Origin of the sequence: Streptomyces sp. NPDC050121, from assembly GCF_044460385.1 — a bacterium.
Classification (GTDB): domain Bacteria; phylum Actinomycetota; class Actinomycetes; order Streptomycetales; family Streptomycetaceae; genus Streptomyces; species Streptomyces soliscabiei.
In genome coordinates this window covers 1-23,076 of the sequence record NZ_JBITJV010000041.1, presented here as the reverse complement: position 1 = coordinate 23,076, position 23,076 = coordinate 1, and the positions used below count along the sequence as shown (strand labels likewise).

The following is a 23,076-nucleotide window of genomic DNA, read 5'->3' as shown; positions in this document are numbered from 1 at the left end:
CCAGGCCGGCAGCGGTCCGTCAGCACCGTGCGGGCTCCGCTGTCCTGAAGCACGTAGGCGATCCGTGCGACCGGACAGCCGACCTCGACGGGCACATGGGCGGCGCCCGCCTTCAACACGGCCAGGACGGAGACCACGGTGTGCCGCGACCGTTCGAGGAGCACGGCGACTCGGTCACCCGGGGCCGCTCCGTCGGCGCGCAGCGCCGCCGCGAGCCGCTCGGCGCGCCGGGGTACGTGCCGCCTGGGCGGCGAACAGAGCATGCCACGTCCGGTCGTCCGGGAAGGGAGCTGGTCTCGGGATCCGCGTCGCCGGAGAAGTTCAGCACCTCGACGTCGGGCGGTGACCCGTCGGTCCGTTGGTACGGAATGCCGTCCTGCTCCGCAAACCGCAGCCGAAAAGCGTCGTTGGCTCGCACGGTATGCCGCACCGCGGTGAGCAAGAGCTCGTGGTCAATTTCCCCGAGAAATCGCTGACTCAGGTGGATCGCGAACTGCGGACTGCTGGGAAACAGCTCGTGCGCCACCCAGATATCTCGCTGATAGGCTGTCAAAGGAATGGACGCTGTCACGGATTGCCCTCAGCTCCCGGAGTCGGCGGCCGTTCGGCGGTGACGAAATCTGCCCGGTATGTTGGGCGCCATCCAGAAATTCGGCATAGAATCCACCGACTTTTTCCGAGCGGCCGTAGCGGAATGCGCGCACGGTCGGGGAAGAACCTGCAAGCGGACCGGTCGACCGGTTCCTGCCCATGGGGAACGCCCTGCCCGCAGGAGCCTCCATGAACGAGTTATCGGCCGCCGTCACCGAGGCAGCGGATCCGGATGACTTCGCCGCACTGCCAGTTCCCCAGTCGTGCCGTGCCATCGCCCTGTACAAGGATGAGACCGAACTCTTCGCGGGTCTGGACAGTCGCGCGAGCCGGTGCCCACGTTCGCCTTCCTCAAGCGTTACGGCCGGACTTCGCCGCTGGCGCGCGTCGCCACCATCTGCCGTACCACGTCATCGGGTCCGACCTGGCGGGATTCGTGCTGCGCACTGGACCGGGCGTGCGCGCCTGGCGGCCCGGCGACAAGGCCGTCGCGCACTGCCTGTCCGTGGAACCGGAGTCCGCGGACGGCCACGACGACGACACCCTGCTCGACCCGACTCGCCCTGGCCGGCGGCGCCCGACCGGTCTGCGTGGTGTCCGACCGGGTGAAGGCGGACCTGTGCCGCACGATGGGCGCGGACGCGGTGATCGACCGCAGCGCCGAGAGCTACCGGTTCGGAACGTGGACGGGACGCAAAGCCCGCGCGGGTGGCGACATTTCGGCAGCCGTGGAGCCTCCGTCTACGTGACCCCGGCGGGGCGGCACCGTGGTGACCTGCGCGTCCACCACCGGTTACACGCACGAGTACGACAACCGCTACCTGTGGATGTCGCTGCAGCGGATCATCGGGTCCCATTTCGCCAACTACCGCGAGGCGTGGGAGGCGAACCGCCTCATCTGCAAGGCGCGGGCCCACCCCACACTGTCCCGGGTCTGTCCGCCGGCGGACAGCGCCAAGCCGCGTTCGACGTGCATCGCAACCGGCACCACGGAAAGAAAGGTGTCCTCTGTGTCTGGCCACCAGGGAGGGTCTCGGGGTGAACGAACCAGAGCTTCGAGAACAATACATTTCAGCCATCACTCGATTCCGGGACACCGTCGAGTCCGCCGCCTGACGGTCCTCTGCTGTCAGCGAAGTAGCCGTCGAATCGAGGACACGTCCCGGCTGCCGTGTTAGCGTCGGGAGGGTATCCGCAGTTAGCCAAAAGGCCGTCGTATTCGGCATGTTGCGACAGCGGATGCAAAGGAAGGGAAAGACGCCGGGCGGCTGCCACGAGCGCCGCCTCCATTATCTCTGGGGGTTCAGTGACCTTAGCGCGCGAATATTCGTCTGCCTCCCGCATGCCGCGGGGCGAGAGCGGCATGAGCGGCATGGCAATGGGTGACCAGGTATTCAGTCGACTCCTGGGCGACCGCATCGTCTTCCTCGGCAAGGAAGTCGATGACGACATCGCGAACAAGCTCACGGCACAGTTGCTGATGCTCGCCGCGGAATCCAGTGAAGACATCTACCTCTACATCAACTCTCCTGGTGGTTCGGTCACTGCGGGAATGGCCGTGTACGACACCATGCACTACATCAAGAACGACGTGGTGACGATCGCCATGGGCTTCTGCGCATCCATGGGTCAGTTCCTGCTGACCGCCGGCGCAAAGGGCAAGCGATACGCCCTGCCCAACACCAAGATCCTCATGCACCAGCCGTCGGCCGGACTCGGCGGCTCGGCCAGTGACATCAAGATCTACGCCGAACAACTGCTGCGCACCAAGCAGGAGATGGCGGCGCTGATCGCCCAGCATTCCGGACAGGACGTCGACACGATCACCAGGGACTCGGACCGCGACAAGTGGTTCACAGCCCAGGAAGCCGCGGAGTACGGGCTCATCGACTCGGTGATGAAGTCTGCTTCTGGTGTCTCGGGGGCCGGTGGCACGCTCGTGTCCTGAACGGACAACGGCCCGGCAAGGACCCCCTCACCCATCAGGGGCCGAGCCGGGCCGACCGCGTCCGGCCACCGCAGTCACACCCGACCCCAGAAGGAACCGAGACCATGGCCCTGCACGATCGTCCGGCCTCTGCATTCGGCGGTACGCCACCGCAGGCCCGGTACATAGTGCCCCGCTTCGTCGAACGCACGGCACAGGGAACGCGTGAGTACGACCCGTACTCCAAGCTCTTCGAGGAGCGCATCGTGTTCCTTGGAGTGGAGATCGACGACGCATCCGCCAACGACGTCATGGCGCAGCTCCTCTGTCTCGAATCCATGGACCCGGATCGGGACATCGCCTTCTACATAAACTCGCCGGGCGGCTCCCACACCGCCATGACAGCGATCTACGACACGATGCAGTTCGTGAAGCCCGACATCCAGACAGTCTGCATCGGCCAGGCCGCCTCCGCCGCTGCCGTCCTCCTGGCCGCCGGCACTCCCGGAAAACGCGCCGCACTGCCAGGGGCACGCGTACTGCTGCACCAACCCCACAGCGGGGGAGCACGCGGACAGATCTCCGATCTGGAGATCCAGGCCCGCGAGATCCAGCGTGTGCGCACGCTGGTGGAGACCGTCCTGGCCCGTCACTCCGGCCGGCCGGTGGAGCAGATAGAGCAGGACATCGAGCGGGACAAGATCCTCACGGCCGAGCAGGCGGCTGAATACGGCGTGATCGACCATGTACTGACCAGCCGCAAGAACGTACTGAACGATCGGGACAACGGAACGTCATGACAGACCGCAAGGATCGGATCCCTGTCAACGGTCATTGACGAGGTGGGCGTGGTGCATGAGGCGGTCGGTGAAGTGACATTTCCCTGTGCCGCTCGGCCCGGCGATCACCAGGTTCTCCGCACGGCCTATCCACTCCAGGGTGATCAGGGAGTTCTGGGTGGGCTCCGGGATGGTGGAGTCCTCGGCCCGCCAGGAGCCCAGGGTCTTGCCGGCGGGGAAGTTCGCCGAGTGGCGTCGCAGCCGCCGGGTGACCGCGTCGCGGCCGGTGTCCTCCTCGGCGATCAGCAGCCGTAGGGCCTCGGCGGGGTCCCAGCGTTGCGTGCGGGCGGCGGCCGGCACGTCGGGTGCTGCTGTGCGCATACAGGGCAGGCGCATCCGGCGCATCAGCCGGTCCAGCTCCTCGGGCTGCATAGAAGACCGATGGTCGAAGAAGCGCCCCAACCCGAAGACCGGCAAACGTGACCGTACTTCCATGTACGGCAAGTGCACCCGTTACCGCGTCAAGGGCATTCCCGGCGTCAAGGACCGTTCCTTCGACGCTAGTCCCAAAGATGCCGCCGCACCCCGACCTGGCCCGCTGAATAGCAGGTCAGACAGGGTGCTGCGGCATTCGCGTATCAGATGTCGCGGAAGATCTCGATCTGCGCCCCGACGGAGTTCAGCCGCTCGGCCAGGTCCTCGTAGCCGCGGTTGATGACGTACACGTTGCGCAGCACCGATGTGCCCTCCGCCGCCATCATCGCCAGCAGGACGACCACCGCCGGACGCAGGGCCGGCGGGCACATCATCTCCGCGGCACGCCAGCGCGTCGGGCCCTCGACCAACACCCGGTGCGGATCGAGGAGTTGGAGCCGTCCACCGAGCCGGTTCAGGTCCGTCAGGTAGATCGCGCGGTTGTCGTAGACCCAGTCGTGGATGAGGGTCTTGCCCTGCGCGACGGCCGCGATGGCCGCGAAGAACGGGACGTTGTCGATGTTCAGGCCGGGGAACGGCATCGGGTGGATCTTGTCGATCGGCGCCTCCAGCTTGGAGGGCCGGACGGTGAGGTCCACCAGCCGGGTGCGGCCGTTGTCGGCCGGGTATTCCGGCGTACGGTCGTGGTCGAGCCCCATCTCCTCCAGGACCGCCAGCTCGATCTCCAGGAACTCGATGGGCACCCGGCGCACCGTGAGCTCCGACTCCGTGACGACGGCGGCGGCCAGCAGGCTCATCGCCTCGACCGGGTCCTCGGACGGCGAGTAGTCCACGTCGACGTCGATGTCCGGCACGCCGTGCACGGTGAGCGTGGTGGTGCCGATGCCCTCGACCCTCACGCCGAGCGCCTCCAGGAAGAAACACAGATCCTGGACCATGTAGTTGGAAGACGCGTTGCGGATGACGGTCACCCCGTCGTACCGGGCGGCCGCGAGCAGCGCGTTCTCGGTCACCGTGTCTCCGCGCTCGGTCAGCACGATCGGCCGGTCCGGGCGGACCGCACGGTCGACGACGGCGTGGTACTGCCCCTCCGTCGCCGCCACCTCCAGCCCGAACCGGCGCAGCGCGATCATGTGCGGCTCGATGGTCCGCGTCCCGAGGTCGCAGCCGCCGGCGTACGGCAGCTTGAAGTGGTCCATGCGGTGCAGCAGCGGGCCGAGGAACATGATGATGGAACGGGTGCGTACGGCGGCCTCGGCGTCGATCGCCGCCATGTCCAGCCCGGCCGGCGGCACGATCTCCAGGTCCACGCCGTCGTTGATCCAACGCGTCCGCACCCCGATGGAGTTGAGGACCTCGAGCAGACGGTAGACCTCTTCGATCCGGGCGACCCGGCGCAGCACCGTGCGCCCCTGGTTGAGCAGCGAGGCGCACAGCAACGCCACACAAGCGTTCTTGCTGGTTTTGACGTCGATCGCGCCGGACAGCCGACGGCCGCCCACGACGCGCAGGTGCATCGGTCCCGCGTAGCCCAGAGAGACGATTTCGCTGTCCAGTGCTTCACCGATTCGAGCGATCATCTCAAGGCTGATGTTTTGGTTGCCTCGCTCGATGCGGTTGACCGCACTCTGGCTGGTTCCGAGCGCCTCGGCCAGCTGCGCCTGTGTCCAGCCCCGGTGCTGCCGGGCGTCACGGATGAGCTTGCCGATGCGTACGAGGTAGTCGTCTGCCATGAGGCTGAGGTTATCTCAGATATGAGATGGCGCCTCTTGGGGGGTCCATTCGGGTGACGTCCCGTCAACGGCGCTTGGCGGTCCGCGTGCGACGCCACCCGAAAGGTCCGGGCACGCGCCGCCCGCCGCCCGTGGTCTTGCGGAAGGCGAGGGCCATCGGACCTCCTCCGTAGGGAAGTGCCTGTCCGCTCCCGTCTACCCCGGCTCGGCGCACCCATGACGCCCGTTCAGCCGCCGCGGGATGGCGTCGACGCCCTCGCCCTGCCGCCGCGGTCCCGTACTGCGAAGCTGGGCGGGTGAAAGAGGGGAAGTACGCGAGGGTCGAGCGGGAGAGACGGTTTCTGATGGCGGGGCCACCGGCGCCTTCGACGGTCACCGTCACCCGGCTGATCCGGGACCGGTACCTGGAGGGAACGCGCCTGCGGCTCCGGCGGACCGATTACCCGGACCTCGGCTCTCGTGAGTTCAAGCTCACCCAGAAGGTGCCCGCGGACCGGCCGGGCGCCGTGCAGGGGCTGATCACCAACACCTGTCTGTCCCGGGCCGAGTACGACCTCCTGGCCTCGCTGCTGGCGGCGGCGCTGTCCAAGACACGGTCGAGTGTGCCCCCGCTGGGCGTCGACGTCTTCGAAGGGCGCCTGGAGGGGCTGGTCCTGGCGGAGGCGGAGTTCGACGACGACGCGGAGGCGCTGGCCTTCGTGCCGCCCGCGGAGTGCCTGGCCGAGGTCACGGACGACGTGCGCTTCACCGGCGGGCGGCTCGTCCGTGCGTCCCGCCGGGAACTGTCGGAGTGGCTGACCGAGTACGGACTCCGCCTTTGACGCCGAGTACGGACTCGCCTTGGACGGGGCGGGCCGCCGTCATCCCGCGCGACGCGGTTTCCGCCAGGTCATGATCTCGGTCGGCGGAAGACGCTCCGCGAAGCGGTCGTCGGGCGCTGCCTGCCGGAGCAGGGCACGCAGGTCCCGGTCGAACCGCGCCAGCCCGTCGCCGAACAGATGAGGGGCGGAGTCGGACCGGGAGAACGCCCACGCCACGATGTCGTCGGCGGTGCGGACCACCACGTCCCCGGCCGGCACGACGAGTCGTTCGAAGTCCTTGAACCCGGCCCCCGCCAGGACGAGGTCCTCCCGGTTCGGCGTGCCGTGGGCGAGCATTCCCTGCCCGGCGCGGCGGACCGGGCCCAGATAGCGCCGCACCAGGTCGCCGATCTGCGCGTAGGGCGGAGCGGGCAGCGGCAGCGGGGTCGACGGGGCGGGCGGGTCCTTGTGGTCGCTGATATGGACGAACGCGCCTCCCGGCTCCAGCATCTCCAGCACGGTGGCGGCGACCCGGTCGCGATCCGTCCAGTGGAAGGACTGGGCGAACGCCACGACCCGGAACTCGCCCAGACCCGTCGGCAGGTCCTCGGCGCGGGCGGCGACCCATCGCGCGTTGGTCACCTGATGACGCTCGGCTCGACGCTCCGCCTCGGCCAGCATGTCCTCGTCCGGGTCGACTCCGATCGCCTCGGCGAAGAACCCGGCCAGGGGGAGCGTCACGATGCCGGGCCCGCAGCCGACGTCGAGGAGACGGCCGCGGCCGTCCAGACCGAGAGCCGTCGCCAGCGCTTCGGCGAAGCCCGGCGCATACGGCAGCCGGCCCTGCTCGTAGTGGGCCGCGCTTCCCTGGAACAGGGTCCTGTCCCACTGCCATCCCTCAGGCATCCCGGCTCCCTCCCGTCCCCCCGGTGCCCATTCCGCGCCCCTCCCGTGAGGGGCGGCTGAGGGAGGGCCGAGGGAGAAGCGTAGGGGGTGTGGCGAGCCCGGGCATGACCATTCAGGCCCCATGTACTAGAGTTATCTCGACATCGAGATATCTGCCGAGGCGCACCGCAGTCGCCACCCTGGTAAGGGTTACCTAACTTAGCCTGACCTTAGCGGATGGGCCAAGCCCGTGTGACGGCAGGATGCGGTGGTACGCGCACATCAATGAAGGAGACTGTCGTGTCGGCGAACAGCTTCGACGCCCGCAGCACGCTGCAGGTGGGCGACGAGTCGTACGAGATCTTCCGGCTGGACAAGGTGGAAGGCTCGGCTCGCCTTCCGTACAGCCTGAAGGTGCTGCTGGAGAACCTGCTCCGTACCGAGGACGGCGCGAACATCACCGCCGACCACATCCGGGCCCTCGGCAACTGGGACTCGCAGGCCCAGCCCAGCCAGGAGATCCAGTTCACGCCGGCCCGCGTGATCATGCAGGACTTCACCGGCGTGCCCTGTGTCGTCGACCTCGCCACCATGCGTGAGGCCGTCAAGGAGCTCGGCGGCGACCCGGCGAAGGTCAACCCGCTCTCCCCGGCCGAGCTGGTCATCGACCACTCCGTCATCGCCGACAAGTTCGGCACCAACGAGGCGTTCGCGCAGAACGTCGAGCTGGAGTACGGCCGTAACAAGGAGCGCTACCAGTTCCTGCGCTGGGGCCAGACCGCGTTCGACGACTTCAAGGTCGTCCCGCCGGGCACCGGCATCGTCCACCAGGTGAACATCGAGCACCTCGCGCGCACGGTCATGGTCCGTAACGGCCAGGCCTACCCCGACACCCTCGTCGGCACCGACTCGCACACCACCATGGTCAACGGCCTCGGCGTCCTCGGCTGGGGCGTCGGCGGCATCGAGGCCGAGGCCGCGATGCTCGGCCAGCCGGTCTCCATGCTGATCCCGCGCGTCGTCGGCTTCAAGCTCACCGGCGAGCTGCCCGCCGGCACCACCGCCACCGACCTCGTCCTCACGATCACCGAGATGCTGCGCAAGCACGGCGTCGTCGGCAAGTTCGTCGAGTTCTACGGTGAGGGCGTCGCCGCCACCTCCCTCGCGAACCGCGCCACCATCGGCAACATGTCGCCGGAGTTCGGCTCCACCGCCGCGATCTTCCCGATCGACGACGAGACCCTGAAGTACCTCAAGCTCACCGGCCGCTCCGAGCAGCAGGTCGCGCTCGTCGAGGCGTACGCCAAGGAGCAGGGCCTCTGGCTGGACCCGAAGGCCGAGCCGGACTTCTCCGAGAAGCTCGAGCTGGACCTGTCCACCGTCGTCCCGTCGATCGCCGGCCCGAAGCGCCCGCAGGACCGCATCGTCCTCGCGAACGCCGCCGAGCAGTTCAAGCAGGACGTCCGCAACTACGTCGACACCGTGGACGAGGCGGGCCAGGAGTCCTTCCCGGCCTCCGACGCCCCGGCGATCCACCCCAACGGCGCCCCGTCGAACCCGGTCACCGTGACCGCCCCCGACGGCTCGACGTACGAGATCGACCACGGTGCGGTGACGGTCGCGGCCATCACCTCCTGCACCAATACCTCCAACCCGTACGTCATGGTCGCCGCCGCGCTCGTCGCGAAGAAGGCCGTGGAGAAGGGCCTGACCCGCAAGCCGTGGGTCAAGACCACCCTCGCCCCGGGTTCGAAGGTCGTCACCGACTACTTCGACAAGGCGGGCCTCACCCCGTACCTCGACAAGGTCGGCTTCAACCTCGTCGGCTACGGCTGCACCACCTGCATCGGCAACTCCGGTCCGCTGCCGGAGGAGGTCTCCAAGGCCGTCAACGACCACGACCTCGCGGTCACCTCGGTCCTCTCCGGCAACCGGAACTTCGAGGGCCGGATCAACCCCGACGTCAAGATGAACTACCTGGCCTCCCCGCCGCTGGTCGTCGCGTACGCCATCGCGGGCTCCATGAAGGTGGACATCACGCGCGACGCCCTGGGCATCGACCAGGACGGCAACCCGGTCTTCCTCAAGGACATCTGGCCCTCCGAGGCCGAGGTCAACGACGTCGTGGCGAACGCCATCGGCGAGGACATGTTCAACAAGTCCTACGCCGACGTCTTCGCGGGCGACGCCCAGTGGCAGGCGCTCCCCATCCCGACCGGCAACACCTTCGAGTGGGACGCCGAGTCGACCTACGTCCGCAAGCCCCCGTACTTCGAGGGCATGACGATGGAGACCACCCCGGTCTCCGACATCACGGGCGCCCGCGTGCTCGCCAAGCTGGGCGACTCGGTGACGACGGACCACATCTCGCCCGCCGGCGCCATCAAGGCCGACACCCCGGCCGGCAAGTACCTCACCGAGCACGGTGTGGAGCGTCGTGACTTCAACTCCTACGGCTCCCGCCGAGGCAACCACGAGGTCATGATCCGCGGCACGTTCGCCAACATCCGCCTGCGCAACCAGATCGCGCCGGGCACCGAGGGCGGCTACACCCGCGACTTCACCCAGGCCGACGCCCCGGTGTCGTTCATCTACGACGCCTCCCGCAACTACATCGAGCAGGGCGTCCCGCTGGCCATCCTGGCCGGCAAGGAGTACGGCTCCGGCTCGTCCCGCGACTGGGCCGCCAAGGGCACCGCGCTCCTCGGCGTCAAGGCCGTCATCGCCGAGTCGTACGAGCGCATCCACCGCTCGAACCTCATCGGCATGGGCGTCCTGCCGCTGCAGTTCCCGGAGGGCGCGAACGCCGAGTCCCTCGGCCTGACCGGCGAGGAGACCTTCTCCTTCACCGGCGTCGAGGAGCTCAACAACGGCACCACTCCGCGCACGGTCAAGGTCACCACCGACACGGGCGTCGAGTTCGACGCGGTCGTGCGCATCGACACCCCCGGTGAGGCCGACTACTACCGCAACGGCGGCATCATGCAGTACGTGCTTCGCCAACTTGTCGGTTCTTGAGCTGATCGGCTCGGATGCCAGAGGATCTGGTCGCTGACTCGCTGCTACCGGCGGTCACACTAGAGTCTCGCACAAGCGCCCCGTCAGGCTTCGGCCTGGCGGGGCGCTTGCTGTTTCATGCTGATCGAGTAGTGGCCGGTAGGTGTCCCGCCGATGCTGATCCCCCCTTTGCCCTGAGCTTGCCCTTGCCGAATACCTCATTCACGCAGGGATCGGGTTTGGGCGTTGGCCGAGGCCGATCGAGTCGCCGGTATCGCGCGGCGCCCGGTTGGCGCGGCATGATGATCGGTCGTGCTGCTGAGACTGGCGTACCTGGGTGTGACGAACGCGTTCGCGATGCTGCGACTGCTGCCGATGAGCGACCGGGAGAAAGATGTCGAGATCCTCGCTCTGCGCCACCAGATCGGCGTTCTGGAACGGCAGCTGAACAGGCAGCAGGTCCGGTTCCACGCGAGCGACCGGGCGTTTTTGGCGTCGCTCCTCCATGGCCTGCCACGGGAAGTGCTGCGCCGGATGCGGCTGCTGGTGCGGCCGGACACGGTACTGCGCTGGCACCGCAACGTCATCGCCCGCCGACACGCTTCCCAGTCCCGGCCGAAGCGCGGAGGCCGGCCCCGCACCGTGCACTCGATCCGGGCGCTGGTGCTGCGCCTGGCCAGGGAAAATCCAAGTTGGGGCTATCGGCGCCTGCACGGTGAGCTGCTCGTACTCGGGGTGAAGGTGGCAGCATCCACGGTCTGGGAAATCTTGAAGGAGGCCGACGTCGACCCGGCGCCCGAGCGGGCCTCCAGCACTTGGGCGGACTTCCTGCGCTCCCGGGCCGACGCGCTCCTGGCGTGCGATTTCTTCGAGGCCGTCACTCTGTCCGGGGCCCGCTTGTACGTGTTCGCCGCGATTCGTGCACGCGAGCCGCCGGATCCGGATCCTGGGCGCGACCGCGCACCCGACCGCGTCCTGGGTGGTCCAGGCTGTGAAGAATCTCGTCATGGACCTCGAGGACGCCGGCTGCCGGGCTCGCTATCTGATCAGGGATCGGGACGGGAAGTTCCCACGGCCGTTCGACGAGGTGCTCAAGGACGCGGGTATCGAGGTGGTGCTCAGCGGCGTCCGGATGCCGCGCATGAACTCGATCACGGAGCGGTGGGTGCAGACCTGCAGGCGAGAGCTGCCAGACCGTACGTTGATCTGGAACCAGCGCCATCTCCTGCGCGCACTGCGCGAGTTCGAGACGTTCTATAACGAGCACCGGCCGCACCAGGGTCCTGCGAATGCCCGCCCTCTCCACTCGCTGCCCGCTCCGATCGAGGACCCGGACCGGATCGCCCATCTGGACATACGACGGCGAGCGCGACTCGGCGGCACCCTTTACGAGTATCAACATGCCGCCTGACCAGCATGGAGGAGGTATTCGGCAAGCGCAGCCCCGGTGGGCACAGGTGTCGACCGGCTCGTGCGCGTTGCCGGGCGCCGGTGGGCGATCGAGGAGTGCTTTCAGGCCGCGAAGAACGAGTGCGGCCTGGATCAGTACGAGGTCCGCCGTTACGTCGGCTGGACGCGGCACATCACCCTGGCCATGCTCGCCCACGCCTTTCTCGCGGCCACGGCGGCGCAGGCGGCGGCAAAGGGGGATGCAGAAACGGTTCCACCCTGGTTCCGCTCACCGTGGCGGAAGTCCGCCGGCTGCTGGCAGTTGGCCTCGCGCACCGACCCCGCCCACTGCTTCGCATCCACGCAATGAGCTGGTCACGGTGGCGGCGCAGGCGCCAGGCCGTCGCCAGACACTGCCACTACCGGCGGACGAGCGGGCGGTGTTGGAGCGGTGGACGCGGCGGGCGTCGTCGGCCCAGGCGCTGGCCCTGCGCGCGCGGATCGTGCTGGCGTGCGCGGGCCCGGAGATCCCGCCGATCGTCGCGGTCGCCCGAGAGTTGCGGGTGGCCGCCGACACCGTCCGCAAGTGGCGGCGCCGGTTTCTGGCTGAGCGGCTGGACGGCCTGGTCGACGAGCCCCGGCCGGGCCGGCCGCCCACCATCAGCGTTGATCAGGTGGAAGCGGTCGTGGTCACGACGCTTGAGGAGATCCCGAAGAACGCCACCCACTGGTCGCGCAAGTCAATGGCGGAGCACAGCGGCCTGTCCAAGTCCACCGTCGGCCGTATCTGGCGGAAGTTCCAGCTCAAGCCGCACCTGACGGACACCTTCAAACTGTCGACGGACCCGCTGTTCGTGGAGAAGGTCTACGACGTCGTCGGGCTGTACTTCAACGTGGCGCCGCCCGTGGGGGTGGACGGCAGCGGCGGCGACCTTGGCAACGGTGACAGTACGGCGGAGGCCGTGGACGGTGCCCGGAGCGCGGAGCGCGGGGGGCGGAGAAGCTGGAGAAGTGGCCGGTGGTCCGGCAGGCCCGCGAGTGGAGTTCGTGACCGTCGACGCCGGCCCTGCACCCTGGAGCCGTCCCTACCAGGAGGTCGACCCCGACCTGTTGGCAGAGGTACGTGACAGGTCGAGCAGCCAGCGGGGCATGTGGGGCGCGGCGTTGCAGGACCCCGAGGCCCTCGACGTGGTGGCGGACGTGGCGCTGTGTGTGGTCGAGGTGGAAGGGCCCGTCGAGAAGGAAGTGATCTACACCCGGGTCCGTCTCGCGTGGGGCCTCGGACGAGCCGGCCAGGTGGTCCGTGACCGTATCGACCGAGCTCTTCGCCGTCTGCTCAAGCAGGGCAAGATCGTTCACGTCGGTACGGCGTACGGCAGGCCCGGCCACGAGACGGAGTTCGCCCGCACGCCCACTGAGCGGTGCGCCCGACGAGTGGCGGAGGTTCCTGCGACGGAGCGGCAGCTCGTACTCAGAAACGTGGTCGACGAAGGACCGGGCGTGCATCGCGAGGACCTGCTGCGGGAGGCCGCTCGCTTCTTCGGGTGGGCGCGGCTCGGAGCCGATATCCGGGACGCGCTGACTGGCGACATCGACGCGTTGATCGCCGCCGGGGACTTGATCGAGTCGGAGGGCTGCCTGATGCCCGCGGAGGGTTCTTGATCCGCTGCGGTGGGCTCTCCTCGTATCGCCTGGAGGTCCCGCTGAGCTGCCAGGATGGGCAAGCACCATGCGATGGTTCGTTGACAGGCGAACGATCGAAGGTGGGACGCTCTCGTGGACAAAACCGTTGCTGAAGGCTTTGTGCTGTCCCCGGACTCAGACCACCGCGCTCTGGAGCGGTCCTCGTCGTCGACCACGCAGAGCAGCGGTCCGATGTCGGACGTCGGTAGGGGAGACCGGGCACGGCGTCCGCTGCCGACACTGCGACCACCGGTACGACTGTCAGTACCGCCAGGTACCCTCAAACACATCGTCAACGCGGCCCGACGGGCTTCCGCTCCACCCCGGTGGAGTCTCGAAGGACATGCCCCCACCCGCACGAGTCTTTTCGTGCTGCCTGGGGGAAGTCCTTGCTGTTCCGCGCGTCCGCGAAAACGGTCGCCGTCATGGCACTCGACGGTTCGCTGTTCCTGCACCTCACCGACAATTTCGTTCACATGCACGGCTATCGGCCCGGCGCCTCGGAGGTGCGTTCCTGGGAGCGCAGCATCCCCGTCCTGGCCGCCGCACTCAACGACGCCGGACTGGGCGACGTAGAGGTCATGCTGGAGTACTCGCTCCCGCTGAACAGCAAGCGTGCAGACGTCGTGCTCGCCGGAGTGCACCCGGTCACGGGCGAACCGTCATACGTCGTGGTGGAGCTGAAGCAGTGGAGTCAGGCACTTCCCCACGAGGACGACCCCACCCTCTGCCATGTCGATGCCTATGCCCATCCGGTCCTCAACCCCATCGAGCAGGTGCGCCGCTACTGCGAATACCTCGTCAATTTCAACGGGGCGGTAGCTGAACACGGGCACCGGGTGGCCGGAGTGGCCTATCTGCACAACGCCACGGAGTTCGGCGTGACGGGCTTGCGGGAGATCGAACGCGACGGCCACGGCCTGCTCTTCACCGCGGAACGCCGCGGCGCCCTCCTCGACCACCTGCGTACGAGGCTGAGCGACAAGCACTCGGGGGCCCGGGCGGCGGATGAACTCCACGCAGGCGCCACGGTGCCGTCGAAGCAGCTCATGTCCGTGGCCGCTGAGGAGGTGCGCGAACGCACACAGTTCGTCCTCCTCGACGAGCAGCAGGTCGCGTACCGGATGGTGCTCAACGCGGTGGAGAAGGCGAAGCACGCCGATCGCAAGGAGGTCGTCATCGTCACGGGCGGCCCTGGCACCGGCAAGAGCGTCATCGCCCTCCAACTGCTCGGTGAGCTCTACAGGCGTGGGGTTCCGGCATTGCACGCCACCGGCTCGCAGTCGTTCACGAAGACGATGAGGAAGGTCGCCGGAGCGCGCAAGCGGGAAGTCCAGGACCTGTTCAAGTACTTCAACAGCTTCATGACGGCCGAGAAGAACAGCCTGGGTGCCCTGATCTGCGACGAGGCACACCGCATCCGGGAGACTTCGGCCAACCGCTACACGCGCGCCGAGAACCGTACCGGCAGGGCCCAGATCGATGAACTCATCGATGTCGCCTACGTGCCCGTCTTCTTCCTCGACGAGCACCAGGTGGTACGCCCCGGCGAGATGGGCACCGTGTCCGACATCAAGGCGGCAGCTGCCACGCGTGGCATCTCTTGCCACGTCGTACCGCTGGACAGCCAGTTTCGCTGCGGGGGCAGCGACGCCTACCTGCGCTGGGTGGTACGGCTCCTCGGGCTCGAGGCCGGCGGTCCGGTGGTCTGGGAACCCGACGACCGCATGCAGCTGCTGGTCGCCGACAGCCCGCAGGAGATGGAGGCCTTCCTTGAAGCCCGCCGTGCCCGGGGCTACGGCGCACGCATGTCCGCCGGTTACTGCTGGCGCTGGTCTCCGGAACCCAAGCCCGGCCACCCGCTGCCTCCCGACGTCGTCATCGGTGACTGGGCCCGCCCTTGGAACCTGCGCGGCGACCGCGCTGTCTCCGGCGCGCCACCGGCAGCCCTGTGGGCCACCGACCCGGCCGGCTTCGGTCAGGTCGGGTGCGTCTACACCGCTCAGGGCTTCGAGTACGACTGGTCCGGCGTCATCATCGGCCCCGACCTGGTCTGGCGAGGCGACCGTTGGGTCACGGACCGCACGGCGTCCAAGGACCCAGTCTTCAAGAAGTCCACCCCGGACGCCGACGTGGACCGCCTGATCCGCAACACCTACAAGGTGCTTCTGACCCGGGGGATGGTCGGCACGATCGTGTACTCGACGGACCCGGAGACAAGGGAGAAGCTGCGGGAACTCGGGGGACAGCCGACGCGGAATCTGGCCGCGACGTGACCGGTACCCACGGCCGGACAACCGAGCTTGCCGTGAATCGGCCAAGCCACTCGGTCGAACAGGCCGAAAGAGGATCGGCGTTCCCTGGGTGAGCCGCTTTCTGTCTAAGATCACCGAACCGGTCGCGGCCCGACGGGCTTCCTATGTGGACACGCCCCCACCCGCACGAGTCACTCGTGCCCTGGGGGAACCTCCTCGTGTCCATGCTCCTGCTGCGGTTGGCGGCGCGGGACCTGCTGGCCCTGCACGCACGGCGTCGCCTGGTGCCGCATCTGGCCGCCCGCTGGGTGTACTTCGGGCGAGGTGAGTCCTCTGACGGAGAGCGCTCCGCCTGGGCCAGAAGCCTTGTTTCCCTCGCTGAGGACCTGGTGGCCGCCGAGCGGGGCAACGTCGAGATGATCGTCGAATGCTCGCCGACCGTTGAGGAATCCGAAGGCCCTGGTATGGACGGGCAGATCGACGTGGTTCTCGTGGGCAGGCACCCCGCGGAAGGCACCCTTTCCGTCCAGCTCGTCGAGTTGAAACAGTGGTCGGCGGTGACGAGGGTGGAGGCTGCGACAGCCGATCTCGTGCACGTCGACGGGATCGACGACCCCGCCAAACACCCCGTCCTCCAGCTCAGTGAATACCACGCGCTGTTCACCGGCCCCACAGGTCCGCTGAACGGGCTGCAGTTCGAGTGCGGTGGTTTCGCCTATCTGCACAACGCCACGAATGAATCCGTCCGGCCACTGCTCGGCGTCGACGCGCCTACAGGCCCCTACGCGCACACGTACACGAGTGATACCCGGCCCAGGCTTCTCAGCGACTTGCAGCGCCATTTCACAGCCGAGGACGACTACTCCGCGGCCGAGTACATACTGCACCGGATGAATCTCCGGAACACGCCGTTGCTCGACGCCATGGTCAACTCGTGCGGGGAGGACACGGTCTTCACCTTGCGGGGACGTCAGAGGAAGGTCGCCGATGACGTACTCGAGGCTGCGGAGCTGATTCTGGACAGCCCGGACCGAGCGGCGATCGTGCCCCGTCCGCAGCATGCCGTCTTCCTGATCAGCGGAGGGCCGGGCACCGGGAAAAGCGCCGTCGGGCTGCAACTACGAGCCGATCTGGAAGCCGCAGGTCGAACGGTGAAGTACGCGAGTGGTTCGCGGGCCTTCAACGCCGCGATCAAGGAGAACGTCGGATACACCGCGGCCGAGTTCCGGGAGCGCTTCGCGTACTTCAGCAGTTTCGTGAAAGCGCCGAGTCCGCCGCTGGACGTGTTGATCTGCGACGAGGCGCACCGCCTGAGGGACAAGACCACCAACTATCGCCTCCCTGCGGAGAAGCAGGGCACGAAGCCGCAGGTGGACGAACTGCTCGATGCGTCACGTCTGACGGTCTTCTTTCTCGACGCCGGCCAGACCGTGCGCCCGCACGACGTCGGCACCGTGGAACACATCGAGGACGCCGCGCGACACCGCGATGCGGTTGTTCGTCGCTACCATCTGACGGAGCAGTACCGATGCGGGGGCAGTGACGCCTACCTCCGCTGGGTTCGGGCATTGCTCGGCGTTTCGACGCAGGAGCCGCACGATTGGGTCCCGGACGGACTCATGCACATCGAAGTCGTCGACACACCCGACGAGATGGAGCACATCGTCCGCACCGAGTTCGAGGCTGGAGCGACCGCCCGGATGGTGGCCGGCTACTGCTGGCCCTGGAGCAAGCCGGACGAGAACAAGAACCTTGAGAAGGACGTACGCATCGGTGGCTGGCACCGTCCGTGGAACGCGTCCAGTGAATCCTTCTGCGCCAACGGCGAGCCACCGTCGAGAATCTGGCCGGTACACGACGCCGGAATCGGGCAGATCGGCTGTGTCTACACCGCGCAAGGTCTCGAGTGGGACTGGTGCGGGGTGATCATGGGCGAGGACATGGTCTGGCGCACCGACCGCTGGGTCTTTCGGCGAGGAAAGCAGCGAAAGGACCCGAAGGCCGGTGTCATGAGGGTCGCGAAGCCGGGCTCGCTCGATCCGAAGGTTCGGACCAGCACCCTCGACGACGACGAATTCGCGCGCTGCGTCCGCCATGCCTACCACGTCCTGCTGACCAGAGCGAGCCGGGCGACCGTCCTCTACTCCACCGACGAGGAGACCCGGACACATCTCAGGAAACTGGTCGGGGAGACCGACGTGCAGGGGCTCCGGCCGACTCAGTCGGCCATCCCGCCCGAGCTGAGGATCGCGCGGCGCAGCACGGCGGCACGGAGCCGCCGGGCCCGACGGGCACAGAGCAAGGCCAAGCTGAAGAACGAAATGATGTTGTTCTGAGCCCTGCGTTCGAAGTGGAGTGGCGGGCCACCCGGGTGCCCGCCACTCTCCTGCTTCAGAAAAGCAGGTGCGCTGCCGACATCATCGCCGCCACCAACACGTTGGCGACGACACTGATGGCGACGTCCACCAGGACCTTACGGAACCAGGCGAAACGTGCAGGCTTGTACTCGGCAGGGTTCACAGATGACCACTCCTTGGCGGTGAGCAGGAATGGTGGGGGGACGGCCCACCGGGCATCCGCTCACACACCGCGCGAGTCCGCGCGGAGATTCACCACCACTGCTCACATGCCGCAGACCGGCACATGAACTCCGCGCTCGTACCCCTCCGGGAGGATGCGCAGCACAAGTAACCCTACTGCAACTGGAGTTGTGCGGGCGTGTGAGCGAGGCGCCGTGCCCGGGCCTGTCGGGGCGGGCGGCCTCTCCGTCGTCGGTGAGCGCCGTGCGCCGATCACCCCGGGCGGCATCTCCGGCCGCCGGCCGGACGTCATGATGACGGCGGCAGCCAGCGCGCCGCCTCTTCCCGGCCCCTGGCGGCCACCCTCCAGTCGGTCACCGTCGCGCCGCAGCTGAGCCAGCTCGTCCTTCTCCTCGGTGGTGAGCTGTGATGGCGGACGCGGGGCTCTCGGCCGGGAAGGCCGAACTGCGCTGCTACCTGCGCGACCCCGACGGATACCTGAGGGTTGACGTGGAGACGATGACGCAGTCGCGGGCCTCGGCGAACGCCTGTTCGGAACGGGCGCGTTGCGCCGAACGAGTGCTGTGCAGACTGCGGAACCTGCCCCGAGCAGTTGCTGGGCCACCAGGTGGCGCGGCCCCGGCGGGGGTTCCGTGACAAGCAAGCTCGCAGGCCGGTAGCTCGGCTGAGGATGTCCGGTCGCCGTTCTGGGGAGCTTTTGCCCAGGTCATAGCGCTGCGGTGACTCTCCCCGGCGTACAGGCTGAGGTAGCCGAGCCGTTTCTGGATGCGGCGGCCCGCGTGCACGCCGTCCTCAGGCGTGAGGGCGTCCACGTCGGCCGCAAGCGTGTCGAACGGCTCACGGTTTGATCAGGGGTCTCCATGCGAAACCCTCTCCGGACCCAAGGTAAAGCCACCGCTGCAGCCCGAACGCTAACTGCCCCACAGAAACTGTAGGTCAGGGAAAGCATCCATGCCCGGTAGGCCAGCAGCTCATCAATGTGGTGGGGGGATCGAAACAAACACCTGGGAATGGGGATGGGGAGGGGACCAGTGGCTGTTCCAACCGCGGTCGCTCGAGCCCGAGTCAACCACCTGCCCCAGTGGGTCATCGATGTGTGTCACAGAATCACAGACTTCCCGGTCAAATAGGTGAGGGAGCGAGACGATGCAGCGTGGCGGTCCGTCGTAGATAGTTGTTCTAAAACGACAGATGCATGCCATCTATTTTTTGAGAGGAGTGGCTTTTCAAACGGCCATAATACGTTTTCCGTGCGAGCCATGATCAGTGCTGTCGCCCTCTCAAGACAAGACAAGCAAGAGGCAATCTGACAGCGCATGCTCAACAGCAATTTGTTGAACTCCACCGGCCCGGATCGCCTCCGGTGGCTGCTGCGGCAGGGTTGTCCAACTTCCCCTTCTTGGAGTACACCATGGATGCACGTGAGGACATCACACGCGGTCTGCAGGACATCGAGAAATATCTGTATCGTGAGGCACATCTGCGCGCGGCATACCGACGCGTGAGAGATTTCACCGCACGGATGCCGGGACTGACCCGGGAACAGAAGCGTCATATTGAATCGTGGTATCTGAATGATCAGAAGAACGTGGCAAGTTCGGTCACGGATCATATCGCCGAAAGTGTCAGCGCGACGGAGGAGCGCCACCGTACCCGCATCGGGGGGTGGCTGCGCGGAACGCTGATTGCCATGTCCTTGATCACGACGGTACTGGTAGGGAGTTGCCTGGTCGTGATCTTGACGGTGACGAACTAAGGTCCGCCTTCATAGATCATGTTGTGGTGGACCATGGCGGGGTGATTAAGTCGCGCGTGTCGGACCGGCAGGTCATCAACGGGATGGGCTATAAGATCCGCACCGGCACCTCCGGGCGTGACCTGCCGGAACGCAACGGTCCATGGCAGCTCGTTCCCTCGCTTCCGCCGCTACGCCCTGGACGGCGTGTTCCCTCGCGCCCGGCAACAGATCCAAGCCCCCGAGGAGGCCTGACCAGCAAAATCCGATGGCCTGGTGATCGCTTCGGACCTGGCCCAAAAACCACTGACGTCCTCGTCTGGGACGGTCGCGGGCGGCCTCTCGCGGTCCTGATGACGCCGGGCCAGCCCGACGACAGCACTTGCGCACGCCCGACCTGGAACGCATTCCGGTCCCGCGCATGGGTCCAGGCCGGCCACGCTGCAGGCCCGACAACGTCATCGTGGACACGGCCTACAGCTCCCGAGGCTTCCGCGCCTACCTGCGCTGATGCGGCATCGCGCATGTCATCCGGTCCCGCTGCCAGGCTGCCAGGAAGCGACCGTCCCGGGCCGCGGGAAGGCCGATCTCCGGCTCGTAGGCCTGGTAGACGGTGACCGTGGAAGCGGTGTAAAGGGCGCGGATCTGGTGCTGGGGTTCTGCCACGGTGACCAGCGTGGGGGCACCGTTCGATGCTCGCCATCGAATTAGCGGCACACATGGCTGTCGAGCCTGCGGTAGCAGATGAGGGTGCAGGCGATGCTGGTGAAGGCGAGGAAGTGGTCTGCCTTGCGTTCGTAGCGCCCGTGCAGGCGGCGACAGCCGGCGAGCCAGGCCATGGTGCGTTCGATCGTCCAGCGATGCAGGCCCAATCGCTGGGAGGTCTCGATGCCCTTGCGGGCGATGCGGTGGGTGATGCCGCGCCCGCGTAACCAACGCCGCAGGTGGGAGTAGTCGTGTGCCCTTGTCGGCGTGGAGCTTGTTCGGCCTGCGTCGCCGTCGGCCGCGGCGGGAGCGGATCGGCGGTATGCCCTTCACCAGAGGGATCAGAGCCTGGCTGTCGGCAGGTTCGCTCCCGAGATCCCGACGGACAGGGGCAGACCGGTCCGCTCGGTGATCAAATGGATCTTCGAGCCGTACTTGCCCCGGTCTACAGGATTCGGACCCGTCAGGTCCCCCTCTTCAGGGCCCGCATGTTCACCGAGTCGATGGCGCACCGGGACCAGTCCAACTCACCGCGGGCGCCGAGTTCATCGAGGACCAGGCGGTGCAGCTTGGCCCACACCCTTTCCTTGGTCCACTCGGCGAAACGCCGATGGGCCGTCGCCCCCGACGGTCCGAAAGACGCTGACGGCAACTGCTGCCACGTGCAGCCCGACGTGGCCACGAACACGATCGCCGCCAGTACTTCACGGTCACCATGCCGGCGACGGCCACCGCCCTGAGGCCGCGTCGGCGCCTCCGGCACCACCCGCTGGAACAGCTCCCACAACTCATCCGGCACCAGCCGCTCAACGATCCCCACCACGACCGAAAGCCTACCGACATTGCCAAATGAGATGACCTCTTAGACGACTTCAGGCGAGGGCGGGGAAGCATCGACCTTCTGCTGCCACAGCTGCTCCTGCGCGGAAGCGAGCTGCGCCTCGGCACGCTGGAGAGTGGGCAGGCCTCGCCCGGCGAACGCGGGCGCGGGTGTCGACCGTACCCCCACGTCCTGCCGACTCCGTCTTTCACCGACAGGGCGCGGAAACTTGCGAGGGAGATCCCCGCTGCCGGGACCTGTGTCACACCCGCACGGTGAGCGTTGTCTTACTAGTAGCGCCGAGGTTCGTGCCCGTGCCCAGGGGCGCGGAGGTTGCAAATTGTTTGTCCTCCCCAGAGAGGTTGACTGATGTCCACGCGTACCGTTTCTGTCAGCGAGGGCAGACGCCTTGCCCGCACCGTCGTGATCGGCACCCACCTTCTGAGATCCGATGAACCGGAGCCCATCAGTTCCGACACCGGTCCCACTCCGGGAGAGTTGCTCCTGGCGGCGCTTGGGTCTTGTACCTCAATGGCGGTACGTGCCTATGCCGACCGGCACAGCTGGCCGTTGCATCGGGTCGACGTAGACCTCACGTTCGGTTCGGACGCAGAGATCATCAAAGAGATCCACCTCTCCGGCGAACTTGAACCTTCCCAGTCAGAACGGCTACTGGCAGTGGCTGGCCGCTGCCCGGTGCACCGACTGCTGACAAATAATGTCTCGGTGGTGTCCCTTTCCACCGTGTGGCAGGGGTCAACCGGTCAGCCCGGACTGCCGAGTAGACAAGCTGTGCCGGAAGAGTGATTCGAAACAGAGTTGGATATATGAGTCCGGCATGGGCGTTTTCGGTGAGCCTTGTCCGCGCAGCTGGCCTCACCCTGACCGGGCCCACCATGCGGCTGACGGTGCCGTCGCCGCTTGTAGAGAGCAATTCGGTGTGTCGTCTTCGGAAGGAATGCAGATGAAGGTTGTAGTAGTCGGCGGAACCGGGCTCATCGGTTCACAGGTAGTCCGCAAGCTGAACGAGCACGGCCATGAGGCGGTCCCGGCCGCACCTAACACTGGGGTCAACACACTCACGGGTGAAGGCCTCGCCGAGGTTCTGCAGGGGGCTTCAGTCGTTGTCGACGTCTCGAACTCTCCCTCGTTCGAGGACGACGCCGTTATGGAGTTTTTCCGCGTCTCAACGGCCAATCTACTGCGAGCAGAGGCGGACGCCGGCGTGACTCACCACGTGGCACTGTCCGTGGTGGGGACCGAACGCCTCCAGGCAAGCGGCTACTTCCGTGCCAAGCAGGCTCAGGAGGACATGATCAAGGACTCCGGCATTCCCTACTCCATCGTCCACGCCACGCAGTTCTTCGAGTTCGCGAAGAGCCTTGCGGACTCGGCGACAGAGGGTGACACGGTGCGCGTCGCCCCCATCAAGATTCAGCCCATCTACTCCGGTGACGTGGCCGCCGCCGTGGGCCGCACGGCCGTCGGTACTCCGATCAACGGCACGGTGGAGGTCGCTGGACCGGACACGTTCCAGCTGGAGGACTTCCTCCGGAAGGGACTCGCCGTGAGGAAGGACCCCCGTACGGTCATAACAGCCCCAGACGGCCTCTACTGGGGCGCCAAGCTCCAGGAGTCAGACCTGCTTCCCAGCTCTGACGCACATGTCACGGAGACCCACTTCGACGACTGGAGTGCACAACAGCACTAGGTGTTCTGTCCCGGGAGGTTGTGGATGCGTGAGGCAGGTCTCGGCTGAGGGATCTTGAACAGGTGAGGGCCTTCCGGTTCGGTGTGGATTG

General features: G+C 66.9%; 16 protein-coding genes and 7 pseudogenes. 14 read left to right on the top strand and 9 right to left on the bottom strand.

Translation table 11 applies throughout. The features are described from left to right. Positions 1-53: 53 nt before the first annotated feature. Together ACIBTS_RS40260 and ACIBTS_RS40255 are read right to left on the bottom strand one after the other, a co-directional pair. Positions 54-263, bottom strand: a pseudogene (locus ACIBTS_RS40260) (AMP-binding protein); the annotation flags it as partial. Between the two features lie 62 nt (positions 264-325). Beyond that, positions 326-571 (bottom strand): annotated as a pseudogene (locus tag ACIBTS_RS40255) (condensation domain-containing protein); the annotation flags it as partial. A 209-nt stretch (positions 572-780) separates the two neighbouring features. Between ACIBTS_RS40255 and ACIBTS_RS40250 the strand changes: the two are divergent. From ACIBTS_RS40250 to ACIBTS_RS40240, 3 genes and pseudogenes are all read left to right on the top strand, one after another. Beyond that, positions 781-1,707: pseudogene (locus tag ACIBTS_RS40250) on the top strand (hypothetical protein). Positions 1,708-1,933: 226 nt separating this feature from the next. Beyond that, the gene (locus tag ACIBTS_RS40245) at positions 1,934-2,539 is read left to right on the top strand and encodes an ATP-dependent Clp protease proteolytic subunit (protein WP_319670107.1); all 606 of its coding nucleotides are present in this window, start codon (positions 1,934-1,936) and stop codon (positions 2,537-2,539) included. Positions 2,540-2,643: 104 nt separating this feature from the next. Continuing rightward, the gene (locus ACIBTS_RS40240) at positions 2,644-3,318 is read left to right on the top strand and encodes an ATP-dependent Clp protease proteolytic subunit (RefSeq protein ID WP_399325684.1); all 675 of its coding nucleotides are present in this window, start codon (positions 2,644-2,646) and stop codon (positions 3,316-3,318) included. Between the two features lie 24 nt (positions 3,319-3,342). On the opposite strand, the gene ACIBTS_RS40235 is transcribed toward ACIBTS_RS40240, so the two are convergent. Then, on the bottom strand, positions 3,343-3,729 hold the full coding sequence (locus ACIBTS_RS40235) for an ATP-binding protein (RefSeq protein ID WP_399325682.1): 387 nt from the start codon (positions 3,727-3,729) through the stop codon (positions 3,343-3,345). 206 nt (positions 3,730-3,935) lie between these two features. Continuing rightward, a complete protein-coding gene (locus tag ACIBTS_RS40230) occupies positions 3,936-5,465 on the bottom strand; it encodes a UDP-N-acetylglucosamine 1-carboxyvinyltransferase (RefSeq protein ID WP_319670096.1) in 1,530 nt (509 codons plus the stop codon). 344 nt (positions 5,466-5,809) lie between these two features. Here ACIBTS_RS40230 and ACIBTS_RS40225 point away from each other — a divergent pair, with 344 nt between their 5' ends. Next, on the top strand, positions 5,810-6,286 hold the full coding sequence (locus ACIBTS_RS40225) for a hypothetical protein (RefSeq protein WP_399325680.1): 477 nt from the start codon (positions 5,810-5,812) through the stop codon (positions 6,284-6,286). Between the two features lie 39 nt (positions 6,287-6,325). Here ACIBTS_RS40225 and ACIBTS_RS40220 read toward each other — a convergent pair whose 3' ends face one another. Beyond that, positions 6,326-7,171, bottom strand: coding sequence for a class I SAM-dependent methyltransferase (locus tag ACIBTS_RS40220; RefSeq protein ID WP_399325678.1), 846 nt, complete (start codon positions 7,169-7,171; stop codon positions 6,326-6,328). A 279-nt stretch (positions 7,172-7,450) separates the two neighbouring features. On the opposite strand from ACIBTS_RS40220, the gene acnA reads away from it, so the two are divergent. Then, entirely contained in the window at positions 7,451-10,168 is a 2,718-nt protein-coding gene (acnA, locus tag ACIBTS_RS40215) for an aconitate hydratase AcnA (RefSeq protein ID WP_399325676.1), read from the top strand. A gap of 201 nt (positions 10,169-10,369) precedes the next feature. Here acnA and ACIBTS_RS40210 read toward each other — a convergent pair whose 3' ends face one another. Next, the gene (locus tag ACIBTS_RS40210; RefSeq protein WP_399325777.1) at positions 10,370-10,723 is read right to left on the bottom strand and encodes a hypothetical protein; all 354 of its coding nucleotides are present in this window, start codon (positions 10,721-10,723) and stop codon (positions 10,370-10,372) included. Here ACIBTS_RS40210 and ACIBTS_RS40205 point away from each other — a divergent pair. The 6 genes and pseudogenes from ACIBTS_RS40205 to ACIBTS_RS40180 all read left to right on the top strand — a co-directional run bounded on the left by ACIBTS_RS40205 (position 10,682) and on the right by ACIBTS_RS40180 (position 17,810). After that, positions 10,682-11,558 (top strand): annotated as a pseudogene (locus ACIBTS_RS40205) (helix-turn-helix domain-containing protein). The gene ACIBTS_RS40210 and the pseudogene ACIBTS_RS40205 overlap by 42 nt on opposite strands. A 33-nt stretch (positions 11,559-11,591) precedes the next feature. Continuing rightward, positions 11,592-11,906: pseudogene (locus ACIBTS_RS40200) on the top strand (hypothetical protein); the annotation flags it as partial. 43 nt (positions 11,907-11,949) lie between these two features. Further along, positions 11,950-12,441: pseudogene (locus ACIBTS_RS40195) on the top strand (helix-turn-helix domain-containing protein); the annotation flags it as partial. A 205-nt stretch (positions 12,442-12,646) separates the two neighbouring features. Then, positions 12,647-13,198: a DUF3320 domain-containing protein gene (locus tag ACIBTS_RS40190; protein WP_399325674.1), complete on the top strand. Its 552-nt coding sequence runs from the start codon at positions 12,647-12,649 to the stop codon at positions 13,196-13,198. Between the two features lie 410 nt (positions 13,199-13,608). Continuing rightward, complete coding sequence (locus ACIBTS_RS40185) at positions 13,609-15,495, top strand: DNA/RNA helicase domain-containing protein (protein ID WP_399325673.1); 1,887 nt, start codon at positions 13,609-13,611, stop codon at positions 15,493-15,495. A gap of 368 nt (positions 15,496-15,863) precedes the next feature. Next, positions 15,864-17,810 carry a DUF2075 domain-containing protein gene (locus ACIBTS_RS40180; RefSeq protein WP_399325671.1) on the top strand — a complete coding sequence of 649 codons (1,947 nt, stop codon included), beginning with the start codon at positions 15,864-15,866 and terminating at the stop codon, positions 17,808-17,810. 55 nt (positions 17,811-17,865) lie between these two features. On the opposite strand, the gene ACIBTS_RS40175 is transcribed toward ACIBTS_RS40180, so the two are convergent. Next, positions 17,866-17,994 (bottom strand): DUF6408 family protein, encoded by a 129-nt coding sequence (locus ACIBTS_RS40175; protein WP_266585070.1) that lies wholly within the window; start codon positions 17,992-17,994, stop codon positions 17,866-17,868. 1,431 nt (positions 17,995-19,425) lie between these two features. On the opposite strand from ACIBTS_RS40175, the gene ACIBTS_RS40170 reads away from it, so the two are divergent. Beyond that, positions 19,426-19,770 (top strand): hypothetical protein, encoded by a 345-nt coding sequence (locus ACIBTS_RS40170; RefSeq protein WP_399325669.1) that lies wholly within the window; start codon positions 19,426-19,428, stop codon positions 19,768-19,770. A gap of 477 nt (positions 19,771-20,247) precedes the next feature. Here ACIBTS_RS40170 and ACIBTS_RS40165 read toward each other — a convergent pair whose 3' ends face one another. Together ACIBTS_RS40165 and ACIBTS_RS40160 are read right to left on the bottom strand one after the other, a co-directional pair. Continuing rightward, a complete protein-coding gene (locus ACIBTS_RS40165) occupies positions 20,248-20,415 on the bottom strand; it encodes a DUF4291 family protein (RefSeq protein ID WP_399325667.1) in 168 nt (55 codons plus the stop codon). A gap of 41 nt (positions 20,416-20,456) precedes the next feature. Next, a pseudogene (locus ACIBTS_RS40160) lies at positions 20,457-21,268 on the bottom strand (IS5 family transposase). 375 nt (positions 21,269-21,643) lie between these two features. Between ACIBTS_RS40160 and ACIBTS_RS40155 the strand changes: the two are divergent. After that, entirely contained in the window at positions 21,644-22,081 is a 438-nt protein-coding gene (locus ACIBTS_RS40155; RefSeq protein WP_399325665.1) for an OsmC family protein, read from the top strand. Positions 22,082-22,238: 157 nt separating this feature from the next. After that, complete coding sequence (locus ACIBTS_RS40150; RefSeq protein WP_399325663.1) at positions 22,239-22,985, top strand: SDR family oxidoreductase; 747 nt, start codon at positions 22,239-22,241, stop codon at positions 22,983-22,985. Positions 22,986-23,076 lie beyond the last annotated feature (91 nt).